Source organism: Variovorax paradoxus B4, assembly GCF_000463015.1.
GTDB lineage: Bacteria > Pseudomonadota > Gammaproteobacteria > Burkholderiales > Burkholderiaceae_C > Variovorax > Variovorax paradoxus_E.
In genome coordinates, this window is record NC_022247.1 from 1,877,455 (window position 1) to 1,900,842 (window position 23,388).

Sequence of the window (23,388 nt, forward strand, 5' to 3'; positions counted from 1 at the left end):
GATGCATGAAGCCGATCTGGATAGTTGATGACGACCAATCGATCCGCTTCGTGCTGGAGAAGGCCCTTTTGCGCGAAGACCTGCCCACGCGCAGCTTCACCAACGCGCGCGAGGTGCTGGCCGCCCTCGAACTCGCCGCCGACGACGAACAGCAGGGCCCCCAGGTCCTGGTGAGCGACATCCGCATGCCCGGCGGCTCCGGGCTCGATTTGCTCGACAAGATCAAGGCCAAGCACCCCGGCCTGCCCGTCATCATCATGACGGCGTTTTCCGACCTCGACAGCGCCGTTTCGGCGTTCCAGGGCGGTGCCTTCGAATACCTGCCCAAGCCCTTCGACCTGCCGCGCGCCGTCGAGCTCATCCGCCGTGCCGTCGACGAGAGCCAGCGCGAGGAAGTGGCTGAGGAGCGCATGGTCGCCGCGCCCGAAATGCTGGGCCAGGCGCCCGCCATGCAGGACGTGTTCCGCGCCATCGGCCGTCTCTCGCAAAGCAACGTCACCGTGCTCATCACGGGCGAGTCGGGCTCGGGCAAGGAACTGGTGGCGCGTGCGCTGCACAAGCATTCGCCACGTGCCAACGGCCCCTTCGTGGCCATCAACACCGCCGCGATTCCGAAGGACCTGCTCGAGAGCGAACTCTTCGGCCACGAGCGCGGCGCCTTCACCGGCGCGCAGACCATGCGGCGCGGCCGCTTCGAACAGGCCGAGGGCGGCACGCTCTTTCTCGACGAGATCGGCGACATGCCCTTCGATCTGCAGACGCGCCTGCTGCGCGTGCTGAGCGACGGGCATTTCTACCGCGTGGGCGGGCACAACTCGGTCAAGGCCAACGTGCGCGTGATCGCGGCCACGCACCAGGACCTCGAGCAGCGCGTCAAGCTCGGCGGCTTCCGCGAAGACCTGTTCCACCGCCTCAACGTGATTCGCCTGCGCCTGCCGGCGCTGCGCGAGCGCGGCGAAGACGTGCCGGCGCTCACGCGCCACTTCCTGCAGGTGAGCGCGCGCCAGCTCGGTGTCGAACCCAAGCGCATTTCCGATGCGGCCCTGGCCAAGCTTGCTTCGTTCAGCTTTCCGGGCAACGTGCGCCAGCTCGAGAACATCTGCCATTGGCTGACCGTGATGGCACCGGCCCAGCTCATCGAGGCCAAGGACCTGCCGCCCGAAGTCATGGCCGCGGCCGCCGGTGCAGAAGTGCATGCCGCGGAAACTGCCGCCGCCACGGCGCCTGCGCAAGCCGCGCCGCTGCTGTCGCCAAGCGTCGAGCGCGAAGCGGCGCCGGCAAGCGGCGCTGCACCGGAAGCCGCAGAAGGCCTGGTGGGCGCAAGCAGCTGGGAGAGCGGCCTGGAGATCGAAGCCCAGGCGCTGCTCGCGGCCGGGCGCACCGACGTCTGGGATGCGCTGTCGCGCCGTTTCGAATCGCGGCTGATCCTCACGGCCCTGGCCAACACCCGTGGCCGCCGGATCGAAGCCGCTCAGAAGCTGGGCATCGGCCGCAACACCATCACCCGGAAAATCCAGGAGCTGGGCATCGAGTAGGGCGCGCTTCGCGCAGCTATCGGCTGCGCTGCCCCAGCGTCAGCGAGTCGAGCTGGAAGTTTCCGCTCTTGTCCCAAAGCCACGTGTCGACGTACGTGTGGCCGCCCAGGCGCCCCGGGCTGGGCAGCGGCGACGCCGCCTTGATGAGTTCCGCAATCTTTCCCGGCACCTCGGGCGCATGGCTCGGCACGCGGCTGAACGTGACGTTCCTGACGTTGCCTTCGGCATCGAGGTCGGTCTCGACCACCACCACCGCATAGACCAGCGGAGGAATCTTTCCCTTGTAGATGCGCTGCGGGTAGGCCTTGTAGATCTGGCGTGCCCCCGTCTTGCGATAGGCCCGCACGGCAGGCGTCTGCGCGGTGATCAGCCGCACGGTCGGCACATCGCTCCTCGGGCCCGGCACCTCGTCGGTGGCGGAGGTGGGCGAACTGCCGTCGCCGGCCTTGTCCGCGGGTTTGAGTGCCGAGCAGGCGGCGAGCGCAAGCGCCGCTGCGATCGTCGTGAGAGTGCGGATGGTCATGGTCATCAAATACCCTGGTCGAGGTCGAGCACCACCGGTGCGTGATCGCTTGGCTTTTCCCACTTGCGTGGTACGCGGTCGATGATGCAGCCTTTTGCGCGCGGCACCAGCGGCTCGCTCACCAGGATGTGGTCGATGCGCAGGCCGCGGTTCTTCTGGTAGCCCAGCATCCGGTAGTCCCACCACGAATAGCTTTTCTCGGGCTGCTCGAAGAGGCGGAAGCTGTCGACCAGGCCAAGCTGGAGCAGCGCCTTGAAATGCTCGCGCTCTTCGGTCGTGTGATGGATGGTTTCTGCCAGTCCCACCGGGTCGAAGCTGTCGCGGTCTTCCGGCGTGATGTTGAAGTCGCCGAGAAGCACCAAGCCCGGATGGGCGGCCATTTCCGCACGCAGCCATTCGCGAAGGGCGCGCAGCCAGCCCATCTTGTATTCGAACTTGTCGGTGCCCGGCGCCTGGCCGTTGACGAAGTAACCGTTCACGATGCGCAGCGGACCCGCCGGCGTCTCGACCGTGGCTGCAATCACGCGGGACTGGTCGTCGGTGAAGCCGCCAATGTTCCTTGCCACGTCGCGCATCGGCGCGAGGCTCAGGATGGCGACGCCGTTGTAGGTTTTCTGGCCGAACACGGCGGCCTCGTAGCCGGCCGACTTGAGCACATCGAGCGGGAACTTGTCGTCGCTCATCTTGAGTTCCTGCAGGCAGAGCACGTCGACGGGATTGGCGATCAGCCAGTCGAGCACATGCTGCAGGCGAGCAGTCAGGGAGTTGACGTTCCAGGTGGCTATTTTCATCAAAGCGCGAGGATATGGATTTGAAAGCACCCGAACAATCCGGTTACACGTCGGGCAAGCGGGCAAGCGGGCAAGCGGGCAAGCGAACACTTTACCCTCAATTATTTTGCGGTTGGCTGTGACGCTTCAGCCTGCGAAACATCCCGAAACCACACCAGGCCACGGCATGTAGAACATGTCCTGCATCAACCATGGCATCGGGCTGGCATGGTGGCTTCCATCGGCGGGGAAACTTTCGTCTCCAACCAACCTGGAGATCCCGCGATGCCGGACGACATGGAGATCCGCGTTCCACAGAACGATGAGCGAATCGACATCACCGACCTGAAAGAGGTCGACTACTGGACGAAGTGGTTCGGCGTCAGCGAGGCCCGGCTGCGCATGGCGGTCGCGTCAGCGGGCACCATCAAGGACGATCTGCGGATCTACCTCGGCCTTCCCTGAGGGCAAGCGCTGAACGGCGCGCGGGGGCGCCAACGCGGCCATTGCCGCCACCAAGTTCGTCGCGGCCGGCCAGCCGGGCCCGCGGGCTGCTGATCAGGGAGGTCATTCGCCCTGAAAGCGCGCGCGCCATCCGCAGCCTGGCCATGGAAGAGCCGAGCGTGCAGGGCGTCGGCCACGTGCTGTCGATGTACATCGACCCTGACGAGATCCTGGTCGACCTGAATTTCAAGGAAAGCACCGCCACCGGCGACGCGGCCGACGCCATTGCCGGCCTTGGCTGACGATCGCTGCCGCCATTGCCTGAGCGCTTTCGTGCTGCAGGCATCTCACTGTCGGGGCTCATTCAGGAGGTTGCCAGCCATGAACAACACGCCATCGCCGAAGCGCCGCGAGCGCTCCCACGACGAACCGGAGATCACCCAGGAGGAATCCGTGCCGACGGACGGAAGGGATACCGAGGGCGAGGAACTGATGAAGAAGGTCGACAACAAGAAGCTCGAGGATCCGGGTGATGCCGAACGCAAGACGCCCGACAAATCATGAGCCGTTCCCGCTGCCCGCGCCCGACGCTGCGGGGCAGTGGCGTTGTCTTGTCTCGAAGAAGGGTGATGCCCTACAACCCGGGGCCCGCACCCCTTGGTAAAAATCTTCCCGCAAGCAGATGGCAAACAGAACAGGGCAGAAAGGACTGCTGTCCCCACGACGGAGGAAGAGATGAAACTCGACGACACGGCAGTGCCGTCCACGCAGGACGGCCTGATGAAAGTCGGTGTTCCCGGCCTCGACGACGTTCTTGGCGGCGGGCTCACGTCCAATCGCCTCTACCTTGTCGAAGGCACCCCCGGCGCCGGCAAGACCACCATCGCGCTTCAGTTCCTGATCGAGGGCGCCAGGCGCGGCGAATCGGTGCTGTATGTCACGCTGTCTGAAACAGCCCAGGAGCTTCGGGGCGTGGCGCTTTCCCACGGCTGGGACCTGAGCGGCATCGAGGTGCGCGAGATGCTTCCGTCGGAAGCCGCGCTCGAGCCGGACGAGCAGTACACCATGTTCCATCCGTCCGAGGTCGAACTCAGCGAGACGACCTTGAGGATCCTTTCCGATGTCGATGTGCTCAAGCCGTCGCGCGTGGTGTTCGATTCGCTGTCCGAATTGCGCCTGCTGGCCGGCAGCTCGCTGCGCTACAGGCGGCAGATCCTGGCGCTCAAGCAGTTCTTTGCCGGCCGCCAATGCACGGTGCTGTTGCTGGACGACATGACGGCCATGAAGCACGACCTCCAGGTGCAGAGCATCGCCCACGCCGTCGTGAGGCTGGAGCAGATCAGCTCCGACTACGGCGCCGCGCGACGCCGGCTCATCGTCAGCAAATACCGGGGCCAGCAGTTCCGCGGCGGCTACCACGACTACCGGATCGAGCGCGGCGGCTTGCGCGTCTTTCCGCGCCTGGTCGCGTCCGAGCATTCTTCGGCGTTGACGCAGGAGCGGATTCCCAGCGGCCTGGATTCGCTCGATACCTTGCTGGGTGGGGGCCTCGAGAGGGGCACGAGCACGCTGTTCGTCGGCGCGCCGGGCACCGGCAAGTCGACGGTGGCGGTTCAGTTCGCGCTGGCCGCGGCACAGCGCGGCGAATGCGCGGCCCTCTTCATCTTCGACGAGAGCATCTACACGCTGCGTACGCGCTGCGAGAGCATGGGCATGGACCTGGCTCCGCACATCGAATCCGGCCGCATCAAGGTGCGGCAGGTCGACCCTGCCGAACTGTCGCCGGGCGAGTTCGTGCACCTGATCCGGCTGGCGGTGGTGGAGTGCGGTGCGGCAGTGGTGGTGATCGACAGCCTCAATGGCTATCTCAACGCCATGCCCGACGAGCGCTTTCTGATCGTGCAACTGCACGAACTGCTTTCCTACCTGGGGCAGGCCGGCGTTGCCACACTGCTGGTGGGCGCGCAGCACGGCCTCATCGGCATGCAGATGCAGACGCCCGTGGATGCGAGCTACCTGGCGGACGCCGTGGTGCTGCTTCGCTATTTCGAACTCGACGGAGAAGTGCGCCAGGCGATCTCGGTGCTGAAGAAGCGCGGCGGTGCGCACGAGCGGACCATCCGCGATTTCTCCATGACGGCCACAGGCCTCAGGGTCGGCGAGCCGCTGCGCCATTTCAGAGGCATCCTGACGGGCATCCCCATTCCCACCGACGGCGTGCAGCTCGCATCGTGAGCCCGCCCTCCGCTTCCGTCGAGCAGCGCATCCTGTTGCGGACCGCGACCTCCAGGGATGCCCTCATGGCTAGCGCCGTATTGGCACGCGCACAAATCGCGGCCCACACCTGCGACAGCCTGTGCGAGCTCGTGCGGGGGCTGCAGGAAGGCGCCGGCGTCATCATGCTGGCGGAAGAAGTGCTGGCCGACCCGGCCGCGGCCGCCCTGACCGAAGCGCTGGGCTCGCAGCCTCCGTGGTCCGATCTGCCGGTGCTCGTTCTTGCCCGCCAGGGCGCGGACTCGCCCGTCATCGTCAAGGCCATGGAGCGGCTCGCCAATGTCACCGTGATCGAACGGCCGATGCGGGTGGCCTCGCTGATCAGCACGGTTCGCACGGCACTGCGGGCGCGCAACCGGCAGTACCAGCTGCGCGAGCTGCTCGACGGCCTGCGCGAATCGGATCAGCGCAAGACGGAGTTCCTTGCAACGCTGGCGCACGAGCTGCGCAACCCGCTTGCCCCGATGAGCACCGCGCTCACGCTCTTGATGCGAAAGCCGCACGAGCCCGCGGAAGCCCGGCGCTACTACGAGCTGATGGGCCGGCAGATCGACCACATGGTGCGGCTCGTGAACGACCTGATGGAGGTCTCGCGCATCACGCGCGGCAAGATCGAGCTGCGCATGGAGGCGATCGCGCTCGAAGCGGTGATCGAGGATGCCATCGAACTGAGCCGGCCGCTGCTCGAAGGTGCCAGGCATGTGCTGAGCACCGAACTGTGCGGCGAACCGCTCGTCGTGCAAGGCGACGGCGTTCGCCTGACGCAGGTGTTTTCCAACCTGCTCAACAACGCCGCAAAGTACACCGCTCCCGGCGGAAAGATCCGGATTGTCCTGCGCGAAGAAGGCAGTGACGCCGTGGTCGAGGTCTGGGACAACGGCACCGGCATTGCGCCCGAGATGCTGAAGTCGATCTTCGAGATGTTCGTGCAGGTGAGCGGCACCTCCAAGGCGGCGCAGGGCGGGCTGGGCATCGGGCTGACGCTGGTGAAGAGCCTGGTCGAACTCCATGGCGGCAGCGTCGAGGCGACCAGTGCCGGACTCGGCCAGGGTGCGATGTTCTGCGTGCGCTTGCCGCTCACCCGTGTCGAAACCGGCATGCCGCAGTCGCCGGCGCCGGCCGATCGCGGCTGGCCGGCGTCGTTGCCGGGCACGGTGCTGATCGTCGACGACAACAGGGATGCGGCCGATGCGCTGGGCGAGCTGCTGCGCTCGATGGGGGTCTCGACGCGCGTGGCCTACAGCGGAGATGCCGCGCTGCGCATGGTGGCCGAGGGCCCGCCGCCCGGGCTCGCGATCCTCGACATCGGCATGCCGGGCATGGACGGATGCGAGCTGGCAACCAGGCTGCGCGCCGATCCCGCGCTGGCCGGATTGATCCTCGTCGCACTGACGGGCTGGGGCCAGCACGGCGACAAGGAGCGCATTGCGATGGCGGGGTTCGACCACCATCTGCTCAAGCCGCTCGACCTGCCGGCGCTGATCTCGACCCTGAGGCCGCCATGAACCACGATGCGACCACGCTTTCGGCGGCGGGCCATCCGGTGGGCAGGCCGTCGCTCTGGCGCCGCTGCCGCCGATGGGTGCTGCCGCTGCTGGGAGTCGCGGTGCTGGGCCTGCTGCTGTCGCACGCGCACAAGGTCGATTGGGCGGGCGCATGGGACGCGCTCCAGCGCTATCCGGCGATGCTGCTCCTGGGGGTCTGGGCGATTGCCACTGCCAGCCATGCGCTCTATGGATGCTTCGACCTCATCGGCCGGCGGCACACGCGCCACCGGGTGCCGCGCTGGCGCACCTGGGCCATTGCCGTGACGAGCTATGCCTTCAATCTCAACCTGGGTTCGCTGGTCGGCGGCATTGCGATGCGCGCCAGGCTCTATGCGCGCGCCGGCCTCGACGAAGCCACGGTGGCGCAGGTCGTCGGCGTGAGCCTGGCCACCAACTGGCTCGGCTACGGGCTGCTGGCTGGCGGCCTGTTCGCGGCTGGCATCATCACGCCGCCGCGCCAGGCGAGCATCGGGGCGGACGCATTGCGCGTGCTCGGCGTGCTGATGATGCTTCTCGCGGCGGCGTACGTGGTGGCCTGCGCCTTTTCGCGCGGACGGCAATGGCAGGTGAGGGGACGGCGGCTGAGGCTCCCCTCGGCGCAGCTTGCGATCGTCCAGCTCACGCTCTCCACCGCCAACTGGGCGTTGATGGGCTGTGCCATGTACCTGCTGCTGGGCCGGCAGGTGCCGTATGCCACCACGCTGAGCGTTCTGCTGGCTGCATCCATCGTCGGCGTGATCACGCCGATTCCGGCCGGGCTCGGCGTTCTCGAAGCCGTCTACCTGGCGCTGCTCTCGGGCTCCGTGCGCCAGGGCGCGCTGATGGGGGCCGTGCTGGCCTACCGCGCGCTCTACTACCTGCTGCCGCTGGTCGGCGGCCTGGTGCTCTACCTGCTGCTCGAACGCTGCGCGGCCAGCCATCCGCTGCACACGGGGGCCGACACACCATGGCGCGCGCAAACCCGCTGAAGCGCTACAAGGAAAAGCGCAACTTCGGCGTCACGCCCGAGCCTGAGGAGGGCGGCGCCTCGGCGCCCGGCGTGCTGCAGTTTGTGGTGCAGAAGCACTGGGCGACCCGGCTGCACTACGACTTCCGCATCGAGCTCGACGGCGCGATGAAGAGCTGGGCCGTACCCAAGGGCCCGAGCTACGACACGCACGACAAGCGCATGGCCGTGCATGTGGAGGACCACCCGATCTCCTACAACCGGTTCGAGGGCGAGATACCGCCCCGGCAGTACGGCGCTGGCAAGGTGATGATCTGGGACAAGGGCACCTGGACGCCCATCGGCGATCCGCGCAAGGGCTACAAGGCGGGGCATCTCAAGTTCGAACTGCACGGCTACAAGCTGCGCGGCAAGTGGGCCCTGGTGCGCATGCACGGCAACGCCAAGGACAAGCAGGACGCGTGGCTGCTGATCAAGGAGCACGATGCGTACGCCCGTGCAGCCACGGAGTTCAGCGTGGTCGACCAGTTCCCGGACAGCGTGGCGGAGATGCCGATGCCCGCTGCGGCCGTTTCGGCGCATGGCGCGGCAGCACCCGTGCCGGCAAGAAAACGCGGCAAGTCGACCGCCGGCGGCATGCCCGCCGATGCGGTGAAGGCGGCCATGCCCGCCAAGCTCTCGCCATTGCTCGCCACGCTGGTCGACGGCCCGCCGCCCGATCCCGAGAACTGGTTCTACGAGATCAAGTTCGACGGCTACCGGCTGCTCGCCCGCGTCGATGCGAAAGGCGGCGTGCAGCTGCTCACGCGCAACGGCCACGACTGGAGCGGCCGCATGCCGCACCTGGTGCGCGCGATCGAGCGCATGAAGCTGAAGCCGGGCTGGCTCGATGGCGAGATCGTGGTGCTCAACGAGTCCGGCGGCACGGACTTCCAGGCCTTGCAGAACGCCTTCGACAGCGAGAAGACGCGCAACATCGTCTACTTCCTGTTCGACCTGCCGTACTACGGCGGCTTCGATCTCACTGGCGTGCCGCTGGTGGAGCGCCGCGGCCTGCTGCAGGCGCTGCTTGCCAAGGCGCCGCCCGAAATCCGTTTCAGCGAGATCTTCGATGCACCGCCGGAAGACATCATTGCCTCGGCCTGCAAGATCGGGCTCGAAGGCGTGATCGGAAAGCGAAAGAACAGCACCTATGCCTCGCGCCGCTCGCCCGACTGGATCAAGCTCAAGTGCTCGCAGCGGCAGGAGTTCGTCATCGGCGGCTATACCGATCCCAAGGGCTCGCGGGTGGGCATCGGCGCCCTGCTGATCGGCGTGCACGACGACAGGGGCGACCTCGTCTACGCCGGAGCGGTGGGCGCGGGCTTCAACGGCCGAGCGCTTGCCGACATGCTCGAAAGGCTGAAGCCGCTCGGCGTCGACAAGCGGCCGTTCAAGAACCCGACCGAGAACGACCGCCGCGCGCACTGGGTCAAGCCGGTGCTGCTGGCCGAAGTCACTTTTTCCGACTGGACGAAGGACGGCCATGTGCGGCACCCGGTGTTTCACGCCGTGCGCTCGGACAAGCCCGCCAAGGCCATCGTCCGCGAGAAGCCGGTGCACCAGGCGGGCGCCGACCGCGAACCCGAGCCCGAACCAGCCGCCACCATGCCCGCCAACTTCAAGGTCTCGCATGCCGACCGCGTGGTCGATCCATCGACGGGCATCACGAAGGTGGAGGTGGTGCGCTTCTACGGCCTGGTCGCGCCGCTGATGATGGCGCACCTCAAGGGCCGGCCCGTGTCGTTCGTGCGCGCGCCGCAGGGCATCAACGGGCCGCTCTTCTTCCAGAAGCACCTCGAGCTGGGGCAGATGGCCGGCGTGCGGCAGCTCGATGCGGCACTGTGGCCGGACCACCCCGAGCTGATCGAGGTGGCAGGCCCGCTCGGTCTCCTCAGTGCGGCGCAGATGAACGTCATCGAGTTCCACACCTGGAACGGCGTGAAGACGCTCATCGGCAAGCCTGACCGCATGACCTTCGACCTCGACCCGGGAGAGGGGGTCGGCTGGCCCACGGTGCTGCAGGCGGCGGAGCTGATGCGCGTGGTGCTCGACGAACTGGGCCTGGCGCCGTTCTGCAAGACCAGCGGCGGCAAGGGGCTGCACGTGGTGGTGCCGCTCAAGCGGCAGTACGACTGGGACACCATCAAGGATTTCTCGCAGGCCATCGTGCGGCACATGGCGCGCACCCTGCCGCAGATGTTCGTCGCCAAGAGCGGGCCGGGCAACCGCGTCGGCCGCATCTTCATCGACTACCTGCGCAATGGTTTCGGCGCGACCACCATCTGCGCCTGGTCGGTGCGGGCGCGTCCCGGGATGGGTGTGTCGGTGCCGGTGGAATGGCAGGAGGTGCCAACGCTCACGAGTGGTGCGCAGTGGACCTTGAGAAACATCCATGCCCGGCTCGACCGCGGCAACGATCCGTGGGCCGGCTATGCGAAGGCGGCCAAGAGTCCGGGCGCTGCAATGAAGATGCTGGGATTCGAAGCAGCCAGTGCGCGCGCACGCAAACGCTGATGCCGCCCCTGGCCGAAGGGCTTGGCGATGCGCCGAAGCTCAGAGTTCGATGAAGGCCGAAGTGGCTTTGTTCAGCGCCAGCTTGCCCTTGGCGGTGATCGACTCCACCTGGGCGAGATGACGGATCGCGCGATCGTCGGGCGCGTGGCTGGACGGAGGAATGAAAGCGGTCACCAGCTCGGCGGCCCGCAGCACGCGCAGCCTGTCGATGTCTGCTGGCGTGTGGACGACGTATGGCAATCTCTGCTCGGCGAGGACCCGAAGAAACTCCATGGACATGAGCCGTCTCCTTGTCTAGATATGGACGAGCATTTTGCGGAAAAATTCACGGTTGTGCCTAGTCCCTTCAACCCGCATGACTTTTGTATGTGTACCGAAGTGTTCTTCTGTCACGACCGCCGGAAACGAAGGTGCCGATTCTCAGATCAGGCCGGTTGCGGTGTCTTCGCCGGTTACCGGTATCGGGATGCCGTTGATGCGAACGGGGGCGCTACGCCGCGTTACCGCTCATGCATTCAACGACCCGATACGTTCGTAGGTCACGAAGCTGTAATTCAAGCCTTCCCTGGCCGAGACGTGCGATTCACGATCCGTTTCACGCCACGCGGAGGGATCGAGTTGGGGCGCATGCGCATCGCCTTCGTAGTCGCGCGCGATCTCGGTCACGACGGCCTGCTGTGCCAGCGGCTCGGCTTCGGCATAGATCTGCGCCCCGCCGATGATCCATACATCGGGCACTTGCGATTCTTCGCACAGCGAGAGCGCCTCTTGCAGGCTGCCCGCGCGCTGCGCGCCTTCGGCTTTCCAATCGTCCTGCCGCGTCACGACGATGTTCCGCCGGCCCGGCAGCGGACGGAAGCGCGGCGGCAGCGAGTCCCAGGTCTTGCGGCCCATGATGACCGGCGCGCCGCCGGTCGTTTGCTTGAAGTGCGCCAGGTCTTCAGGCAGGTGCCAGGGCATGGTGCCATTGGCCCCGATCACGCCGTTGGCGGCGCGGGCGAAGATCAGGTTGATGCGCGGTGTCGTCATGAGGCCCAACAGTCCGCTCACACCGCCACGGGCGCTTTGATGGCCTCGTGGTGCTTGTAGTCGAGCACCTCGAAGTCTTCGTACGCATACTCGAAGATCGAGGCCGGTTTGCGCTTGATGTGGAGCGTGGGATACGGGTAGGGCGCGCGGCTCAGTTGCAGCGCCACCTGTTCGGCGTGGTTGCTGTAGATGTGGCAGTCGCCGCCGGTCCAGACGAAGTCGCCCACGTCGAGCTCGCACTGCTGCGCCACCATGTGCGTGAGCAGCGCGTAGCTTGCGATGTTGAACGGCACGCCCAGGAAGATGTCGGCGCTGCGCTGGTAGAGCTGGCAGCTCAGCTTGCCGCGCTCGCCCGGCGCCTGCGGCGGCGCCACGTAGAACTGGAAGAAGGCGTGGCAGGGCATGAGCGCCATCTTCGAGAGCTCGGCCACGTTCCATGCGCTCACGATGATGCGGCGCGAATCGGGGTTGGTCTTCAGGGTTTTGATGACTTCGGAGATCTGGTCGATGTGGCCGCCGTCCGGCGTGGGCCAGCTGCGCCACTGCACGCCGTACACCGGCCCCAGGTCGCCGTCTTCGCGCGCCCACTCGTCCCAGATGGTGACGCCGCGCTCCTTGAGCCAGTTGTTGTTGCTGGAGCCGGTCAGGAACCACAGCAGTTCCTGGATGATGGACTTCAGGTGCACCTTCTTGGTGGTCACCAGCGGAAAGCCTTCGTTCAGGTCGAAGCGCATCTGGTGGCCGAACACGCTCTTGGTGCCCGTGCCGGTGCGGTCGCTCTTGTGGACGCCATGGGTGTCGACGTGGCGCATGAAATCTTCGTACTGGGAGCGGACGGGGCGGATGGGCATGGAGGTCATGGAGAGGGGGCGGGCGAGCGGGTGTTCGAATTTTAAGTGCCAGCGCGTAGCATCGCAGGCATGAGCGAACAGCACCACGATCATGGGCATGACGGCCACGAACACAGCGAGCTCGGCGAGATGGACCTGCGCGTGCGGGCGCTCGAAAGCGTGCTCACCCAGAAGGGCTACATCGATCCGGCCGCACTCGACGTGCTGATCGACACCTACCAGACCCGCATCGGCCCGCGCAACGGCGCGCGCGTGGTGGCCAGGGCCTGGGTCGATCAAGAGTTCCACGACTGGCTGCTGCGGGATGCCACCGCGGCCATTGCCTCGCTGGGCTATACCGGCCGGCAGGGCGAGCACATGGTGGCGGTGGAGAACACGGCCGAGCAGCACCACATGGTCGTTTGCACGCTCTGCAGCTGCTATCCCTGGCCGGTGCTCGGCCTGCCGCCCACCTGGTACAAGAGCGCGCCGTACCGCTCGCGGGCCGTGAAGGATCCGCGCGGCGTGCTGGCCGATTTCGGCACGACGCTGCCCGAATCGACGCGCATCCGGGTCTGGGATTCGACCGCCGAGGTGCGCTACCTCGTCATACCGCAGCGCCCGGAAGGCACCGAAGGCATGGGCGAAGAAGAGCTTGCCGCACTGGTCACGCGCGATTCGATGATCGGCACGCGGCGGGTGGAAGCACCCGCAACGCCGGGGAGCGCTGCATGAGCTATCTCACGCATGCCGACCTCGGCGGCCAGCCCGGTTTCGGCCCGGTCACGCCCGAGCCCGAGGGCGAGCTGTTCCATGCTGCGTGGGAGCCGCGTGCGCTGGCGCTCACGCTCGCGATGGGCGCGACCGGCTCCTGGAACATCGATGCGAGCCGCGCCGTGCGCGAGACGCTGCCGGGCTACGAAAACCTGAGCTACTACCAGATCTGGCTCGGCGCGCTGGCGCAGCTGATGCTGCAGCGTGGCCAGGTTTTTCCGGACGAGCTCGCATCCGGCGAGATGCGCCATCCCGCGGCACCGGTCGCCCGTGTGCTGCAGGCCGCCGCTGTTCCGGCCGTGCTGGCCAAGGGCTCGCCCACCCAGCGCCCCGAGCCGGGGCCGGCGCGCTTTGCCGTCGGCCAGCCGGTGCGCATGCATCTCGGCAAGGTCGACCACCACACGCGGCTGCCGGGCTATGTGCAGGGCAAGCGCGGCGTGATCGAGCATGTCCACGGCGCGCATGTGTTCGCCGATGCCCATGCGCAGGGCCAGGGCGAGCAGCCGCAGTGGCTCTACACCGTGGTTTTCGACGAAGCCGAACTCTGGGGCGAAGGCGCGCCGCGCCAGAACCTCGCGGTGTCGGTCGACGCCTGGGAAAGCTACCTGGAGCCCGCCGCATGAACAGCGGTGTGCCACCGCTCGCGCTGGCCCCCGGCATGCCGCGCGATGCCGACGGGCCGGTGTTCAACGCACCCTGGGAGGCCCAGGCCTTTGCGATGACGCTGGCGCTGCACGAGCGCGGGCTCTTCACCTGGGTTGAATGGGCCGAAGTGCTTGCGGCGCAGATCGCGGCCGCGCAGGCGGCGGGCGACCCGGACACCGGCAACACCTACTACCGCCACTGGCTCGGCGCGCTCGAAAGCCTGGTCGCGCGCAAGGGCGCCAGCTCCGAAGACGAACTGGTGCGCTACCGCCACGCCTGGGACCGTGCGGCCGACCGTACGCCGCACGGCCGGCCCATCGAGCTGCGCGGCGAGGATTTTTCCTAGACCCGGATCACGCGGCCCGGGTTGAGGATGTTCTTCGGATCGAGCCCGCGTTTGATCGCCCGCATCATCTCCAGCGCCACCGGCGACTTGTGCTTCTCGAGCTTGTCGACCTTGAGCGAGCCCACGCCATGCTCGGCCGAGAACGAGCCGCCGAACTTCTCGACCGCGTCATACACCAGCGTATTGATGCGATCTTCCTCGTTCTTCAGGAAGGCCTTGGTATCGATGTTCTCGGGCGCCTGCACGTTGTAGTGCAGGTTGCCGTCGCCCAGGTGGCCGAAGTTCACCAGCCGCACGCCGGCGATCTCGCGCGCCAGCAGCGCATCGGTTTCCGCCACGAAGGCCGGAATGCGCGACACGGGAATCGAGATGTCGTGCTTGATGTTCAGGCCTTCTTCCGCTTGCGCGAGCGGAATGCTTTCGCGGATGTGCCAGAGCTGGTGCGCCTGCGCGAGGTTCTCGGCCACCACCGCGTCGGTCACGCAGCCGTCTTCGAAGGCGGTCTCCAGCAGCGCCTCGAAGCGGGCGCGTGCATGGTCTTCGGATTCGCTGTCGGAGTTCTCCAGCAATACGCAGAACGGCACGGCCTCATCGCCGATGAAGGGCACGCGCAGTTGCGGCATGTGCTTGTCGACCAGGCTCAATGCAAACCTGCCCATCACCTCGAAACCCGTGAGGCCCGAGCCCAGCTGCTTGTGCGCAAGGCCCAGCAGCGTGACCGCGTGGTCGAGCGAGGGCACCGCGGCCCAGGCCGTGAGCTGTGCGGCGGGCAGCGGGTAGAGCTTCATCGTCGCCGCGGTGATGATGCCCAGCGTGCCTTCGCTGCCGATCATCAGGTCGCGCAGGTCGTAGCCGGTGTTGTCCTTGCGCAGGCCGCTGGTGCCTTCCCAGATCTCGCCCTGCGGCGTGACCACTTCGAGGCCCAGGCACAGCTCGCGCGTGTTGCCGTAGCGAACCACCTGCGTGCCGCCGGCGTTGGTCGCAAGATTGCCGCCGATGGTGCAGCTGCCCTCGGCCGCGAGGCTCAGCGGGAACAGGAAGCCTTGCTTCTCCGCCGCCTCCTGCAGCGTCTGCAGGATGCAGCCGGCCTCCACCGTCATCGTGAGGTTGGCGGCGTCGATGGTGCGGATGGCGTTCAGCCGCTGCAGGCTCAGCACCACTTGCGTGCCGCTGTCGTCGGGAATGGAACCCACGGCCAGGCCGGTGTTGCCGCCCTGCGGCACGATGGCCGTGCCGGCCGCGGCGCAGGCCTTGACCACGTCGGCCACCTGCTGCGCATTGGCCGGTCGCACCACCGCCAGAGACTTGCCGCGCGCGCGCTTGCGCCAGTCCTGCTCGTAGGCCGTGAGGTCGCCTTCGTTCAGCACGTGCTGCGCACCCACGATGGCGCGCAGTTGATCGACGAGGGAAGCGGAGGAAGAAGTCGTCATGGGGTGGAAACCTCCAGTTGGCGGGCCGCCTTGGCGTTGCGCAGGCGCAGCCGCACATGCCAGGCGCAGGCCGCGAAGAGCATGAGGCACAGCAGCACCTCGACGAGCGCGAGCACCTGGCCCAAGCCGTCGGTGTCGCTCCAGGCGCGCACCACGCCCTCGGTGAAATAGAGCCAGATCATCAGGCTGACCCAGCGGTAGGTGTACATGCGGTTCTTGTAGAGCCCCGCGAGCGGAATGACCAGCGGCAGCACCTTGAGCGCCAGCAGCGAACCGCCGGGCCGCAGCGGCGCGAGCCACAGCTCCCAGGCCAGGCCCAGCACGATCAGGCCGACGAGGCTGCCCACGGCAAGCCATCGGGTGGCGCGAACGGAGGAAGAGGCTGGCGGTGTGATGGTTTTCATGGGCGGAACACCGCGGAACCTGCGACACGAAGTGCGCGAAGACTGGGGGAGGGCTCAGGTTCTTATGATACCGGCCATGAATCGTCGGCAGCTCTGGAGGGATCTTTCGCGCTTTCCGTGGGGCAACACCGCGGCGGTGCTGGGCGAGCGTTTCCGCGAAGACCGGCTCGGCCTCACGGCCAGCAGCCTCACCTTCACCACCACCATTGCGATGGTGCCGTTCTTCACGGTGGCGCTGGCGCTCTTTACCGTGTTCCCGATGTTCGCCAAGCTGCAGGGGCGGCTGCAGCGCTGGCTCATCGAGAGCCTGATTCCCGACAACATCGCGCGCCAGGTGCTGGGCTACCTGAACCAGTTCTCGAGCAAGGCCGGCGGGCTCGGCATCGCGGGCCTGGTGGTGCTCCTGATCACCGCCATTGCGCTGATCCTCACCATCGACAAGACGCTCAACAACATCTGGCGCGTGCGCTCGCCCCGGCCTTTTGCGCAGCGCGTGCTGATCTACTGGGCCGCCATCACGCTCGGCCCGCTGATCCTGGCGGTGAGCCTCTCGACCACCTCGTACGTGTTCGCGGCATCGCGCGACGTGGTGGGCGGAAGCATTCTCAAGCTGTTCTTCGACACCTTCGAATTCGTGCTGCTTGCGGCGGGCATGGCGTCGCTCTACCACTACGTGCCGAACACCACCGTGCGCTGGTCGCATGCCTGGGCCGGCGGCATCTTCGTGGCGGCCGCCATCGAAATCGCGAAACGCGTGCTGGGCTACTACCTGAGCCTGGTGCCGACCTATTCGGTGCTCTACGGTGCCTTTGCCACCGTGCCGATCCTGCTGGTGTGGATCTACGTGGCCTGGGTGATCGTGCTGCTGGGCGCGGTCATCGCGGCCTATCTGCCGAGCCTGCTGACCGGTGTTGCGCGCCGGGGCAGCCGGGCCGGGTGGCCGTTGCAGCTGGCCATGGAGGTGCTGCAGCACCTGGCGCGGGCGCGCGCCACGCCGGCCAAGGGAATGGGCGCCACCGAACTCGTCACCCGCATGCGGGTCGATGCGCTGCAAGTGGTGCCGGTGCTCGAAACGCTGGTGGCGTTGGACTGGATTGCGCCGCTCGCCGAGGAAACCGCCAACGAGGATCCGCGCTACGTGCTGCTGGCCGACCCGTCCACGCCGATCGAACCGCTGCTCAGGGAGCTGCTGATGCCGCGCGCGGAGCCGCTCGAAGACCTGTGGCAGAAAGGCCCGCTGCACTCGTTGCGCCTGGGCGACGTGCTCCTGATTTAGGAGCGGCCAGGCCCTAGATCTTGACCTGGCCCAGCCAGATGTCGCGGTACATCGCCCAGTCGCCCATGAAGCTGTAGAGCGGGCGCTTGAACGAGGCCGGCTTGTTCTTCTCGAACCCGAAATGCCCGACCCAGGCAAAGCCGTAGCCCGCGACCAGCCCGGCCAGCAGCCAGAGCGGGTTGAGCGTGGCGAGCAGCGCCACCAGGCACAGCAGCGAAATCGTCGAGCCCGCGAAGTGCAGGCGCCGGCAGGTGCGGTTGGCGTGCTCGGTCAGGTAGAAGGGATAGAACTCCGCGAAACTCTTGAAACGTCGCGGATCGACAGCAGATTCCGGGGCAGTCGTGGTGTTCATCGTGCGAGTCTCCTGAACGCCGGAGGCGCTTTGTCCATAATAGCCACGACCTCCCGGCCGCACCACCCCGGGCTCCGTATTCACACCTTCACCGTATCAGCCTTGAGCGCTCTTCCCGCCGCCCCCGTTTCCGCCGAGCCGGCCAGCGATGCGCCGTGGGTGGTGTGCCTGTGCGCCGAATGGTGCGGCACCTGCCGCGACTACCGGCCGCTGCTCGAGCAGGTGGCGCGGGCGCATCCGCAGTTCCGCTTCGCCTGGGTCGACATCGAGGACCACGCCGAGATCGCCGATGCGTTCGACGTCGAGACCTTTCCGACATTGCTGATCGCCGGTGCCGACGGCACCCGCTTCCTGGGCCCGCTGCTGCCGCATGCCGAGACGCTCTCGCGCATGCTCGGCGCGCTGCAGGCGCCGCAGCCTTCCAGCCTCGACGTCGACCTGCTGCTGGCGGTGCTCGAGAAGCGTCCGACCGAATTCGCGGTCTGACCGCGCCCCATCCCGTGAACATCCTGATCTTCGGCGCCACCGGCATGGTGGGGCAGGGCGTGCTGCGCGAATGCCTGCTTGCGCCCGACGTGGCGCGCGTGGTCGCGGTCGGCCGCAATGCCACCGGGGTTCAGCACCCGAAGCTGCAGGACGTGGTCATCAGGAACATGACCGACTACAGCGGCTTCGAGCCGCAATTGCAGGGCTTCGATGCCTGCTTCTTCTGCCTCGGCGTGTCGTCGGTCGGCATGAAGGAGGCCGAGTACAAGCGCATCACCTGCGACCTCACGATGGCCGCCGCCACCGTGCTCGCGCGGCTCAACCCGGGCATGACCTTCACCTACGTGACGGGTGCGGGCACCGACAGCAGCGAGCGCGGCAGCCGCATGTGGGCGCGCGTGAAGGGCGCGACCGAAAACGCCTTGCTCAGGCTGCCGTTCAAGGCCGCCTACATGTTCCGCCCCGGCATGATCCAGCCGCTGCATGGCGTGCGCTCGAAGACGCCGCTCTACCAGGCCGCGATCATGGTGCTCAAGCCGGTGCTCGGGCTGGCCTACCGGCTCTGGCCCGACAAGGTGACGACCACCGAGAAGGTCGGCCGCGCCATGCTGGCCGTGGCGCGGCACGGCGCGCCGAAGGTGCTGCTCGACCCGGCCGACATCAACGCGCTGGGCCGCTGAAGCTCAGGCGCTCGAACGCGCGCGGCCCCGCTTGCGCCGCCCTGCGCTGGCAATGGCATGCACCAGGTGTTGCACGAACTCCTGCGCCAATGGCGCGAGCGTGCGGCCTTCGAGCGCCAGCACCTGCAGCTGCCGCTGCTGAAGCGGCGCCTCGGCGAAAGGGCGCGCCACCACCGTGCCCGCGTCGATGAGGTGCGTCACCGTGAGGTGCCCCGAAAGCATCACGTCCGGCGTGCGCAACAGCGGCAGCAGCACGGACGAAAAGTTGCTGACGAAGATCGCGCGGTATTGCAGGCCCTGCAGGCTGCACGCCTGGTCGAACAGCTGCCGTGCGGTCACGCCCTTGTCGCCCACGGCCAGTGGATAGCGCACGGCATCCGCCACGGAAACCACGCGTTGTCGTGCCAGCGGGTGGTCGGGGCGCAGCACCGCGAACACCGGCGCATTGGCCGAGTGCTCGATCTTCAGGCCGGGCTCCGGCGCCACCACGTATTTCAGTGCGATGTCGGCCTCGCCGCGCGCGAGCAGCGCGCTCACCCCGTCGGGCGAGCCCACGTGGAGTTCGAGCTGCGTGCCCGGATGCGCCGACTCGAAGCTGCGCATGACCTGTGGCATGAAGTGCGCGGCAAACCCCTCGGTGCATGCCATGCGGATGCGGTGCGCGCTGCGGCCGCCGAGGTCGCGCACCTGCTCGATGACCTGCTCGATGTCGAGCTGCGCATTGCGCAGGTGCGCCGCGAGCCGCTCGCCCGCCGCTGTGAGCGCCATGCCCCTGGCGTGGCGCTCGAACAAGGGCGTGCCCAGGCTGTCCTCGAGCTTGGCGATCTGACGGCTGACCGCCGACGAGGCCACGAACAGCCGCGCCGCGGCCTGGCTGACCGAGCCGCTGCGCGCCACTTCGAGGAAATGGCGCATCGGAATGCTGAGGAGCGGTGGTGTCATGGCGATGGAAGCGTTGCCTTGAAGGCAATGGTAGCTTGCGAAATCGGTGCTGGAAGCATTGCCCTCCAGGCCTTGTACTTGCTGCATCCCACGCACACAGGAATTCCTTCATGCAACGTACCGAGAGCCTTGCCGCGGCCGCCGCCTATTTCGACGACGGCGGCTTCTTCGCCGACCTGCAGCGGCGCGTCGCCTTTCGCACCGAGAGCGACACCGGCGCCGCCACGCCCGCCCTCGGCGCCTACCTGCGGGACGAGCTGGTGCCGCCGCTGGCCGCGCTGGGTTTCGAATGCGAAATCGTCGAGAACCCGGTGGCCGGCGGCGGGCCCTTCCTGATCGCGCGCCGCATCGAAGACCCTGCATTGCCTACCGTGCTGAGCTACGGCCATGGCGACGTGGTGAGCGGGCAGGACGCGCACTGGGACGAAGGCCTCGGGCCGTGGGCGCTCACCGTGCGCGGCGACCGCTGGTACGGGCGCGGCACGGCCGACAACAAGGGCCAGCACACCATCGCGCTCGGCGGGCTGGCCGCCGTACTGCGCGCGCGGGGCGGGCGCCTTGGCTACAACATCACCTGGCTCATCGAGACCGGCGAAGAGGCCGCGTCGCCGGGCCTGCACGCGGTGTGCGAGCAGCAGCGCGACCGGCTGCGCGCCGACCTGTTCATCGCCAGCGACGGACCGCGCGTGAGCGCCGAGCGGCCCACGCTGTTCCTGGGCTCGCGCGGCGCCGTCAACTTCAGCCTGCGGCTGCGCGCGCGGGCGCGGGGCTACCACTCGGGCAACTGGGGCGGCGTGCTCGCCAATCCGGCCACCGTGCTGAGCCATGCCGTGGCGTCGCTGGTGGACGCGCGCGGGCGCATCCGGGTCGAGGCCTTGCGGCCGCCTGGAATTCCCCAGGGCGTGCGCGAGGCGCTGGCCGACATCGCCATCGGCGGCGGCGCCGACGATCCCGCGCTCGACGAAGGCTGGGGCGAGCCCGGCCTGAGCCCCGCCGAGCGGCTGGTGGCGTGGAACACCATCGAGGTGCTCGCGCTCGGCGCCGGCTCGCCGCAGCGGCCCGTCAATGCGATTCCGTCCGAGGCGGTGGCGCATTGCCAGTTGCGCTTCGTGGTCGGCACGCCGTGGCGCGAACTGGCGGACATCGTGCGCGCCCATCTCGATGCGCATGGCTTCGGCGATGTGGAAGTGCAGGTCACGCTGGAAGGCGCGGCGACGCGGCTCGACGTGGAGAACCCGTGGGTCGACTGGGCCCGGCGCTCCATCGAAGAGAGCAGCGGCCAGCGCGTCGACCTGCTGCCCAACCTCGCGGGTTCGCTGCCCAACGACGTCTTCGCCGACCTGCTGGGCCTGCCCACGCTGTGGGTGCCGCATTCGTACCCGGCCTGTGCGCAGCACGCGCCCAACGAGCACCTGCTCGCGCCGCTGGCGCGCGAGGGCCTGCAGATCATGGCCGGCCTCTACTGGGACCTGGGCGAGCCGGGGCTCGCACCGTGGGCCGCCGGGCGGCTTCCGGCATCCGTTTCATCCTCTTTCTCCTGATTCGTACCATGAACCTCGCCATTTCCCGTCGCCGCTTCGGCCTGCTGCTTTCCGCTTCCGCTGCCCTGGCGGCGCAGACGCCCGCGTTTGCCCAAGGCGCCTGGCCCGATCGCCCCATCAGGCTGGTCGTGCCCTTTCCGCCGGGCGGCGGCACCGATCTCGTGGCACGGGCAATGGGGCAGACGCTGTCCGAGCACCTGGGCCAGCCGATCGTGATCGACAACAAGCCCGGCGCCTCCACCATCATCGGCACCGACGCTGTCGCCAAGGCGGCGCCGGACGGCTACACGCTGCTGCTGTCGGGCTCGACGAGCTTCAGCGTGAACCCGGCCCTGCGCGCGAAGCTGCCGTACGACATGCTGCGCGACCTCGCGCCCATCGCCATCGTGGCGCGCACGCCGCTGGTGCTGGTGGTGGGCAAGGGCACGCCGTGGCACTCGGTGCCGGAGCTCGTCGCGGCGGCCAAGGCCAGGCCGAAGAGCATCCGCTACGCCACCTTCGGCTCGGGCTCGGCCCCCCACCTGGCCGGCGAACTGTTCGCGCTGGCCGCGGGCGTCCAGCTCCAGGACATCCCGTACAAGGGCAGCAGCCAGAGTTCGATGGCGGTGATCGGCGGCGAGATCGAGGTCGGCATCGACACCGTGGCTTCCGTGGCGCCGCACGTGCGCTCGGGCAAGCTGCGCGCGCTCGGCATCGTGGGCGTGACGCGCTCCGGCATGCTGCCCGAGGTGCGCACGCTGGCCGAGCAGGGGCTGCCCGATGCCACCTTCGACGGGTGGTACGGCTTCGCCGCGCCGGCCCGCACCCCGGCGCCGGTGATCGACAAGCTCGCCCGCACGGTCGTCGTGGCCATGGGCAACCCGACGCTGCAGGCGCAGCTGCGCGCGCAGGGCATGGAGCCGGTGGCTATCGGCGCGGCGGCATTCCGCACGCAGATGGAGGGCGAGATCTCGCGTTACCGCGCGCTCGCGCACCGCGCGGGGATCGTGGCGGAATAAGGCGGCCGGCTCAGGCGGGCGCAGCGACGAAGTCGCGCAGCGCGAACAGCACTTCGTCGGGTGCCTCGCTCATCAGCGAGTGGCCCGCGTGCACGGTCACCACCTTGCTCTTCCTTGCCTTTGCCACCAGCGCCTTGGTGGCGCGCGGCGGCGTCATCTGGTCGGCATCGCCGAGCAGGAACAGCACGGGGCACTGCACGGCTTCGATCGCCTTCTCGCCGTTCGCGTAGTCGTTGCAGGCCTTGAAGCCGATGTGGAACACGTTGGCGTCACGGTTGCTCGCAAGCACGCGGCGCATCAGCGCGCGCGAGCTGCCGTAGAGCCAGGTGCCGGGGCCGAGCGAGGAGGGCGGCGGCGCGAGCAGCGAATGCGAGAAGGTATTGACCATCGCGATGGCGCGCTGCGGGTCGTTGAGTGCGCCGTCGAGCAGCGCGGGCGACACGGTCATCGGGTAGGCCGTGCCCACCAACGCCAGATGAGTGACCCGTTCGGGCGCGCGCGAGGCGGTTTCGAGCGCGATCAGCGAGCCGAAGCTGTGGCCCACGAGCGCGGCCTTCCGTACGCCGGCCGCGTCGAGCAGCGCGAGCACGAACTGCGCCGCGTCTTCCACGCTGGCGGGCGGCGGGCCGTCGCTCCTGCAGTGGCCGGGCAGGTCGAGCGCCAGCACGTTCCAGCCGTGGTTGGCGAACCAGCGGCTCTGCAGGATCCACACGCTGTGGTCGTTGAGCACGCCGTGGATGAACACCACGGTCGGCTTGGCGGCATCGAAGGCCTTGCCGCCGGTGTAGCAGTAGGTGGCGTGGCCGTTGACGGTGTAGTTCATGTCAGTTGCTCCGCGGGGCGGTGTTTGGGGTGCTTCTGTTCTTGTCGCTGTTGTTCAGGGCGCGTGCCCAGGCCACCGGGTGCTCCCCTTCGCGAATGTCCCCCGCCTTCGGCTCCTCCTTGATTTCGCTGCGGGGAGTACCCGATGCCCTGTGCACAGGGCACGCTCTGGGTGTATCGCTGATCGACGACCGCTGCGCATAACGATCACGTCGATGGGGTGCCTTGCGCAGCGAAA

At 67.7% G+C, this 23,388-nt stretch carries 26 protein-coding genes; 16 read left to right on the plus strand and 10 right to left on the minus strand.

The features are described from left to right. Positions 1-5: 5 nt before the first annotated feature. Positions 6-1,535 (plus strand): nitrogen regulation protein NR(I), encoded by a 1,530-nt coding sequence (gene ntrC, locus VAPA_RS08595; protein WP_021006376.1) that lies wholly within the window; start codon positions 6-8, stop codon positions 1,533-1,535. A 16-nt stretch (positions 1,536-1,551) separates the two neighbouring features. On the opposite strand, the gene VAPA_RS08600 is transcribed toward ntrC, so the two are convergent. Further along, complete coding sequence (locus VAPA_RS08600; RefSeq protein WP_230558978.1) at positions 1,552-2,058, minus strand: hypothetical protein; 507 nt, start codon at positions 2,056-2,058, stop codon at positions 1,552-1,554. Between the two features lie 5 nt (positions 2,059-2,063). After that, a complete protein-coding gene (gene xth / locus VAPA_RS08605; RefSeq protein ID WP_021006378.1) occupies positions 2,064-2,849 on the minus strand; it encodes an exodeoxyribonuclease III in 786 nt (261 codons plus the stop codon). Positions 2,850-3,113: 264 nt separating this feature from the next. On the opposite strand from xth, the gene VAPA_RS08610 reads away from it, so the two are divergent. From VAPA_RS08610 to ligD, 7 genes are all read left to right on the plus strand, one after another. Further along, entirely contained in the window at positions 3,114-3,293 is a 180-nt protein-coding gene (locus VAPA_RS08610) for a DUF3606 domain-containing protein (RefSeq protein ID WP_021006379.1), read from the plus strand. 143 nt (positions 3,294-3,436) lie between these two features. Then, positions 3,437-3,574 (plus strand): hypothetical protein, encoded by a 138-nt coding sequence (locus tag VAPA_RS35085; RefSeq protein ID WP_230558979.1) that lies wholly within the window; start codon positions 3,437-3,439, stop codon positions 3,572-3,574. A gap of 79 nt (positions 3,575-3,653) precedes the next feature. After that, entirely contained in the window at positions 3,654-3,836 is a 183-nt protein-coding gene (locus VAPA_RS08615) for a hypothetical protein (protein WP_021006381.1), read from the plus strand. Positions 3,837-4,007: 171 nt separating this feature from the next. Continuing rightward, positions 4,008-5,507: an ATPase domain-containing protein gene (locus tag VAPA_RS08620; RefSeq protein ID WP_021006382.1), complete on the plus strand. Its 1,500-nt coding sequence runs from the start codon at positions 4,008-4,010 to the stop codon at positions 5,505-5,507. A gap of 65 nt (positions 5,508-5,572) precedes the next feature. After that, positions 5,573-7,051 (plus strand): hybrid sensor histidine kinase/response regulator, encoded by a 1,479-nt coding sequence (locus tag VAPA_RS08625; RefSeq protein ID WP_230558980.1) that lies wholly within the window; start codon positions 5,573-5,575, stop codon positions 7,049-7,051. Further along, positions 7,048-8,061: a lysylphosphatidylglycerol synthase domain-containing protein gene (locus VAPA_RS08630; RefSeq protein WP_021006384.1), complete on the plus strand. Its 1,014-nt coding sequence runs from the start codon at positions 7,048-7,050 to the stop codon at positions 8,059-8,061. Before VAPA_RS08625 ends, VAPA_RS08630 begins: the two co-directional genes overlap by 4 nt. Next, positions 8,040-10,595 carry a DNA ligase D gene (gene ligD / locus VAPA_RS08635; protein WP_021006385.1) on the plus strand — a complete coding sequence of 852 codons (2,556 nt, stop codon included), beginning with the start codon at positions 8,040-8,042 and terminating at the stop codon, positions 10,593-10,595. The genes VAPA_RS08630 and ligD overlap by 22 nt, the downstream gene beginning before the upstream one ends. Positions 10,596-10,634: 39 nt before the next feature. Here ligD and VAPA_RS08640 read toward each other — a convergent pair whose 3' ends face one another. The 3 genes from VAPA_RS08640 to VAPA_RS08650 all read right to left on the minus strand — a co-directional run bounded on the left by VAPA_RS08640 (position 10,635) and on the right by VAPA_RS08650 (position 12,484). Continuing rightward, positions 10,635-10,874 carry a hypothetical protein gene (locus VAPA_RS08640; RefSeq protein WP_041946050.1) on the minus strand — a complete coding sequence of 80 codons (240 nt, stop codon included), beginning with the start codon at positions 10,872-10,874 and terminating at the stop codon, positions 10,635-10,637. A gap of 228 nt (positions 10,875-11,102) precedes the next feature. Beyond that, entirely contained in the window at positions 11,103-11,624 is a 522-nt protein-coding gene (locus VAPA_RS08645) for a dihydrofolate reductase (protein ID WP_041946373.1), read from the minus strand. A 17-nt stretch (positions 11,625-11,641) separates the two neighbouring features. Further along, a complete protein-coding gene (locus VAPA_RS08650; RefSeq protein WP_041946051.1) occupies positions 11,642-12,484 on the minus strand; it encodes a thymidylate synthase in 843 nt (280 codons plus the stop codon). A gap of 60 nt (positions 12,485-12,544) precedes the next feature. On the opposite strand from VAPA_RS08650, the gene nthA reads away from it, so the two are divergent. Genes nthA through VAPA_RS08665 form a run of 3 tightly spaced genes read left to right on the plus strand, consistent with a single transcriptional unit; the run spans position 12,545 to position 14,219 of the window. Beyond that, positions 12,545-13,189, plus strand: a complete 645-nt coding sequence (gene nthA, locus VAPA_RS08655; RefSeq protein WP_021006389.1) for a nitrile hydratase subunit alpha — start codon at positions 12,545-12,547, stop codon at positions 13,187-13,189. Next, positions 13,186-13,851 carry a nitrile hydratase subunit beta gene (gene nthB, locus VAPA_RS08660; RefSeq protein WP_021006390.1) on the plus strand — a complete coding sequence of 222 codons (666 nt, stop codon included), beginning with the start codon at positions 13,186-13,188 and terminating at the stop codon, positions 13,849-13,851. The genes nthA and nthB overlap by 4 nt, the downstream gene beginning before the upstream one ends. Continuing rightward, a complete protein-coding gene (locus tag VAPA_RS08665) occupies positions 13,848-14,219 on the plus strand; it encodes a nitrile hydratase accessory protein (RefSeq protein WP_021006391.1) in 372 nt (123 codons plus the stop codon). The genes nthB and VAPA_RS08665 overlap by 4 nt, the downstream gene beginning before the upstream one ends. Here VAPA_RS08665 and VAPA_RS08670 read toward each other — a convergent pair. Together VAPA_RS08670 and VAPA_RS08675 are read right to left on the minus strand one after the other, a co-directional pair. Beyond that, the gene (locus tag VAPA_RS08670; RefSeq protein ID WP_021006392.1) at positions 14,216-15,649 is read right to left on the minus strand and encodes an FAD-binding oxidoreductase; all 1,434 of its coding nucleotides are present in this window, start codon (positions 15,647-15,649) and stop codon (positions 14,216-14,218) included. The genes VAPA_RS08665 and VAPA_RS08670 overlap by 4 nt on opposite strands. Next, on the minus strand, positions 15,646-16,053 hold the full coding sequence (locus tag VAPA_RS08675; RefSeq protein WP_021006393.1) for a DUF2069 domain-containing protein: 408 nt from the start codon (positions 16,051-16,053) through the stop codon (positions 15,646-15,648). The genes VAPA_RS08670 and VAPA_RS08675 overlap by 4 nt, the downstream gene beginning before the upstream one ends. Positions 16,054-16,117: 64 nt before the next feature. On the opposite strand from VAPA_RS08675, the gene VAPA_RS08680 reads away from it, so the two are divergent. After that, positions 16,118-17,329, plus strand: a complete 1,212-nt coding sequence (locus tag VAPA_RS08680; protein WP_021006394.1) for a YihY family inner membrane protein — start codon at positions 16,118-16,120, stop codon at positions 17,327-17,329. A gap of 13 nt (positions 17,330-17,342) precedes the next feature. Here the strand turns inward: VAPA_RS08680 and VAPA_RS08685 are convergent, their stop codons facing one another. After that, positions 17,343-17,681: an Mpo1-like protein gene (locus tag VAPA_RS08685; protein WP_021006395.1), complete on the minus strand. Its 339-nt coding sequence runs from the start codon at positions 17,679-17,681 to the stop codon at positions 17,343-17,345. Positions 17,682-17,783: 102 nt separating this feature from the next. Between VAPA_RS08685 and VAPA_RS08690 the strand changes: the two genes are divergently transcribed. After that, entirely contained in the window at positions 17,784-18,167 is a 384-nt protein-coding gene (locus VAPA_RS08690) for a thioredoxin family protein (RefSeq protein WP_021006396.1), read from the plus strand. A gap of 14 nt (positions 18,168-18,181) precedes the next feature. Continuing rightward, positions 18,182-18,847, plus strand: coding sequence for a Rossmann-fold NAD(P)-binding domain-containing protein (locus VAPA_RS08695; RefSeq protein WP_021006397.1), 666 nt, complete (start codon positions 18,182-18,184; stop codon positions 18,845-18,847). Positions 18,848-18,850: 3 nt separating this feature from the next. Here the strand turns inward: VAPA_RS08695 and VAPA_RS08700 are convergent, their stop codons facing one another. Next, positions 18,851-19,789 (minus strand): LysR family transcriptional regulator, encoded by a 939-nt coding sequence (locus VAPA_RS08700; RefSeq protein ID WP_041946374.1) that lies wholly within the window; start codon positions 19,787-19,789, stop codon positions 18,851-18,853. 110 nt (positions 19,790-19,899) lie between these two features. On the opposite strand from VAPA_RS08700, the gene VAPA_RS08705 reads away from it, so the two are divergent. Further along, positions 19,900-21,330, plus strand: a complete 1,431-nt coding sequence (locus tag VAPA_RS08705) for a M20 family metallopeptidase (RefSeq protein ID WP_021006399.1) — start codon at positions 19,900-19,902, stop codon at positions 21,328-21,330. An 8-nt stretch (positions 21,331-21,338) separates the two neighbouring features. Beyond that, a complete protein-coding gene (locus VAPA_RS08710) occupies positions 21,339-22,328 on the plus strand; it encodes a Bug family tripartite tricarboxylate transporter substrate binding protein (protein ID WP_021006400.1) in 990 nt (329 codons plus the stop codon). 10 nt (positions 22,329-22,338) lie between these two features. Here the strand turns inward: VAPA_RS08710 and VAPA_RS08715 are convergent, their stop codons facing one another. Beyond that, a complete protein-coding gene (locus tag VAPA_RS08715) occupies positions 22,339-23,151 on the minus strand; it encodes an alpha/beta fold hydrolase (RefSeq protein ID WP_021006401.1) in 813 nt (270 codons plus the stop codon). Between the last annotated feature and the right edge of the window lie 237 nt (positions 23,152-23,388).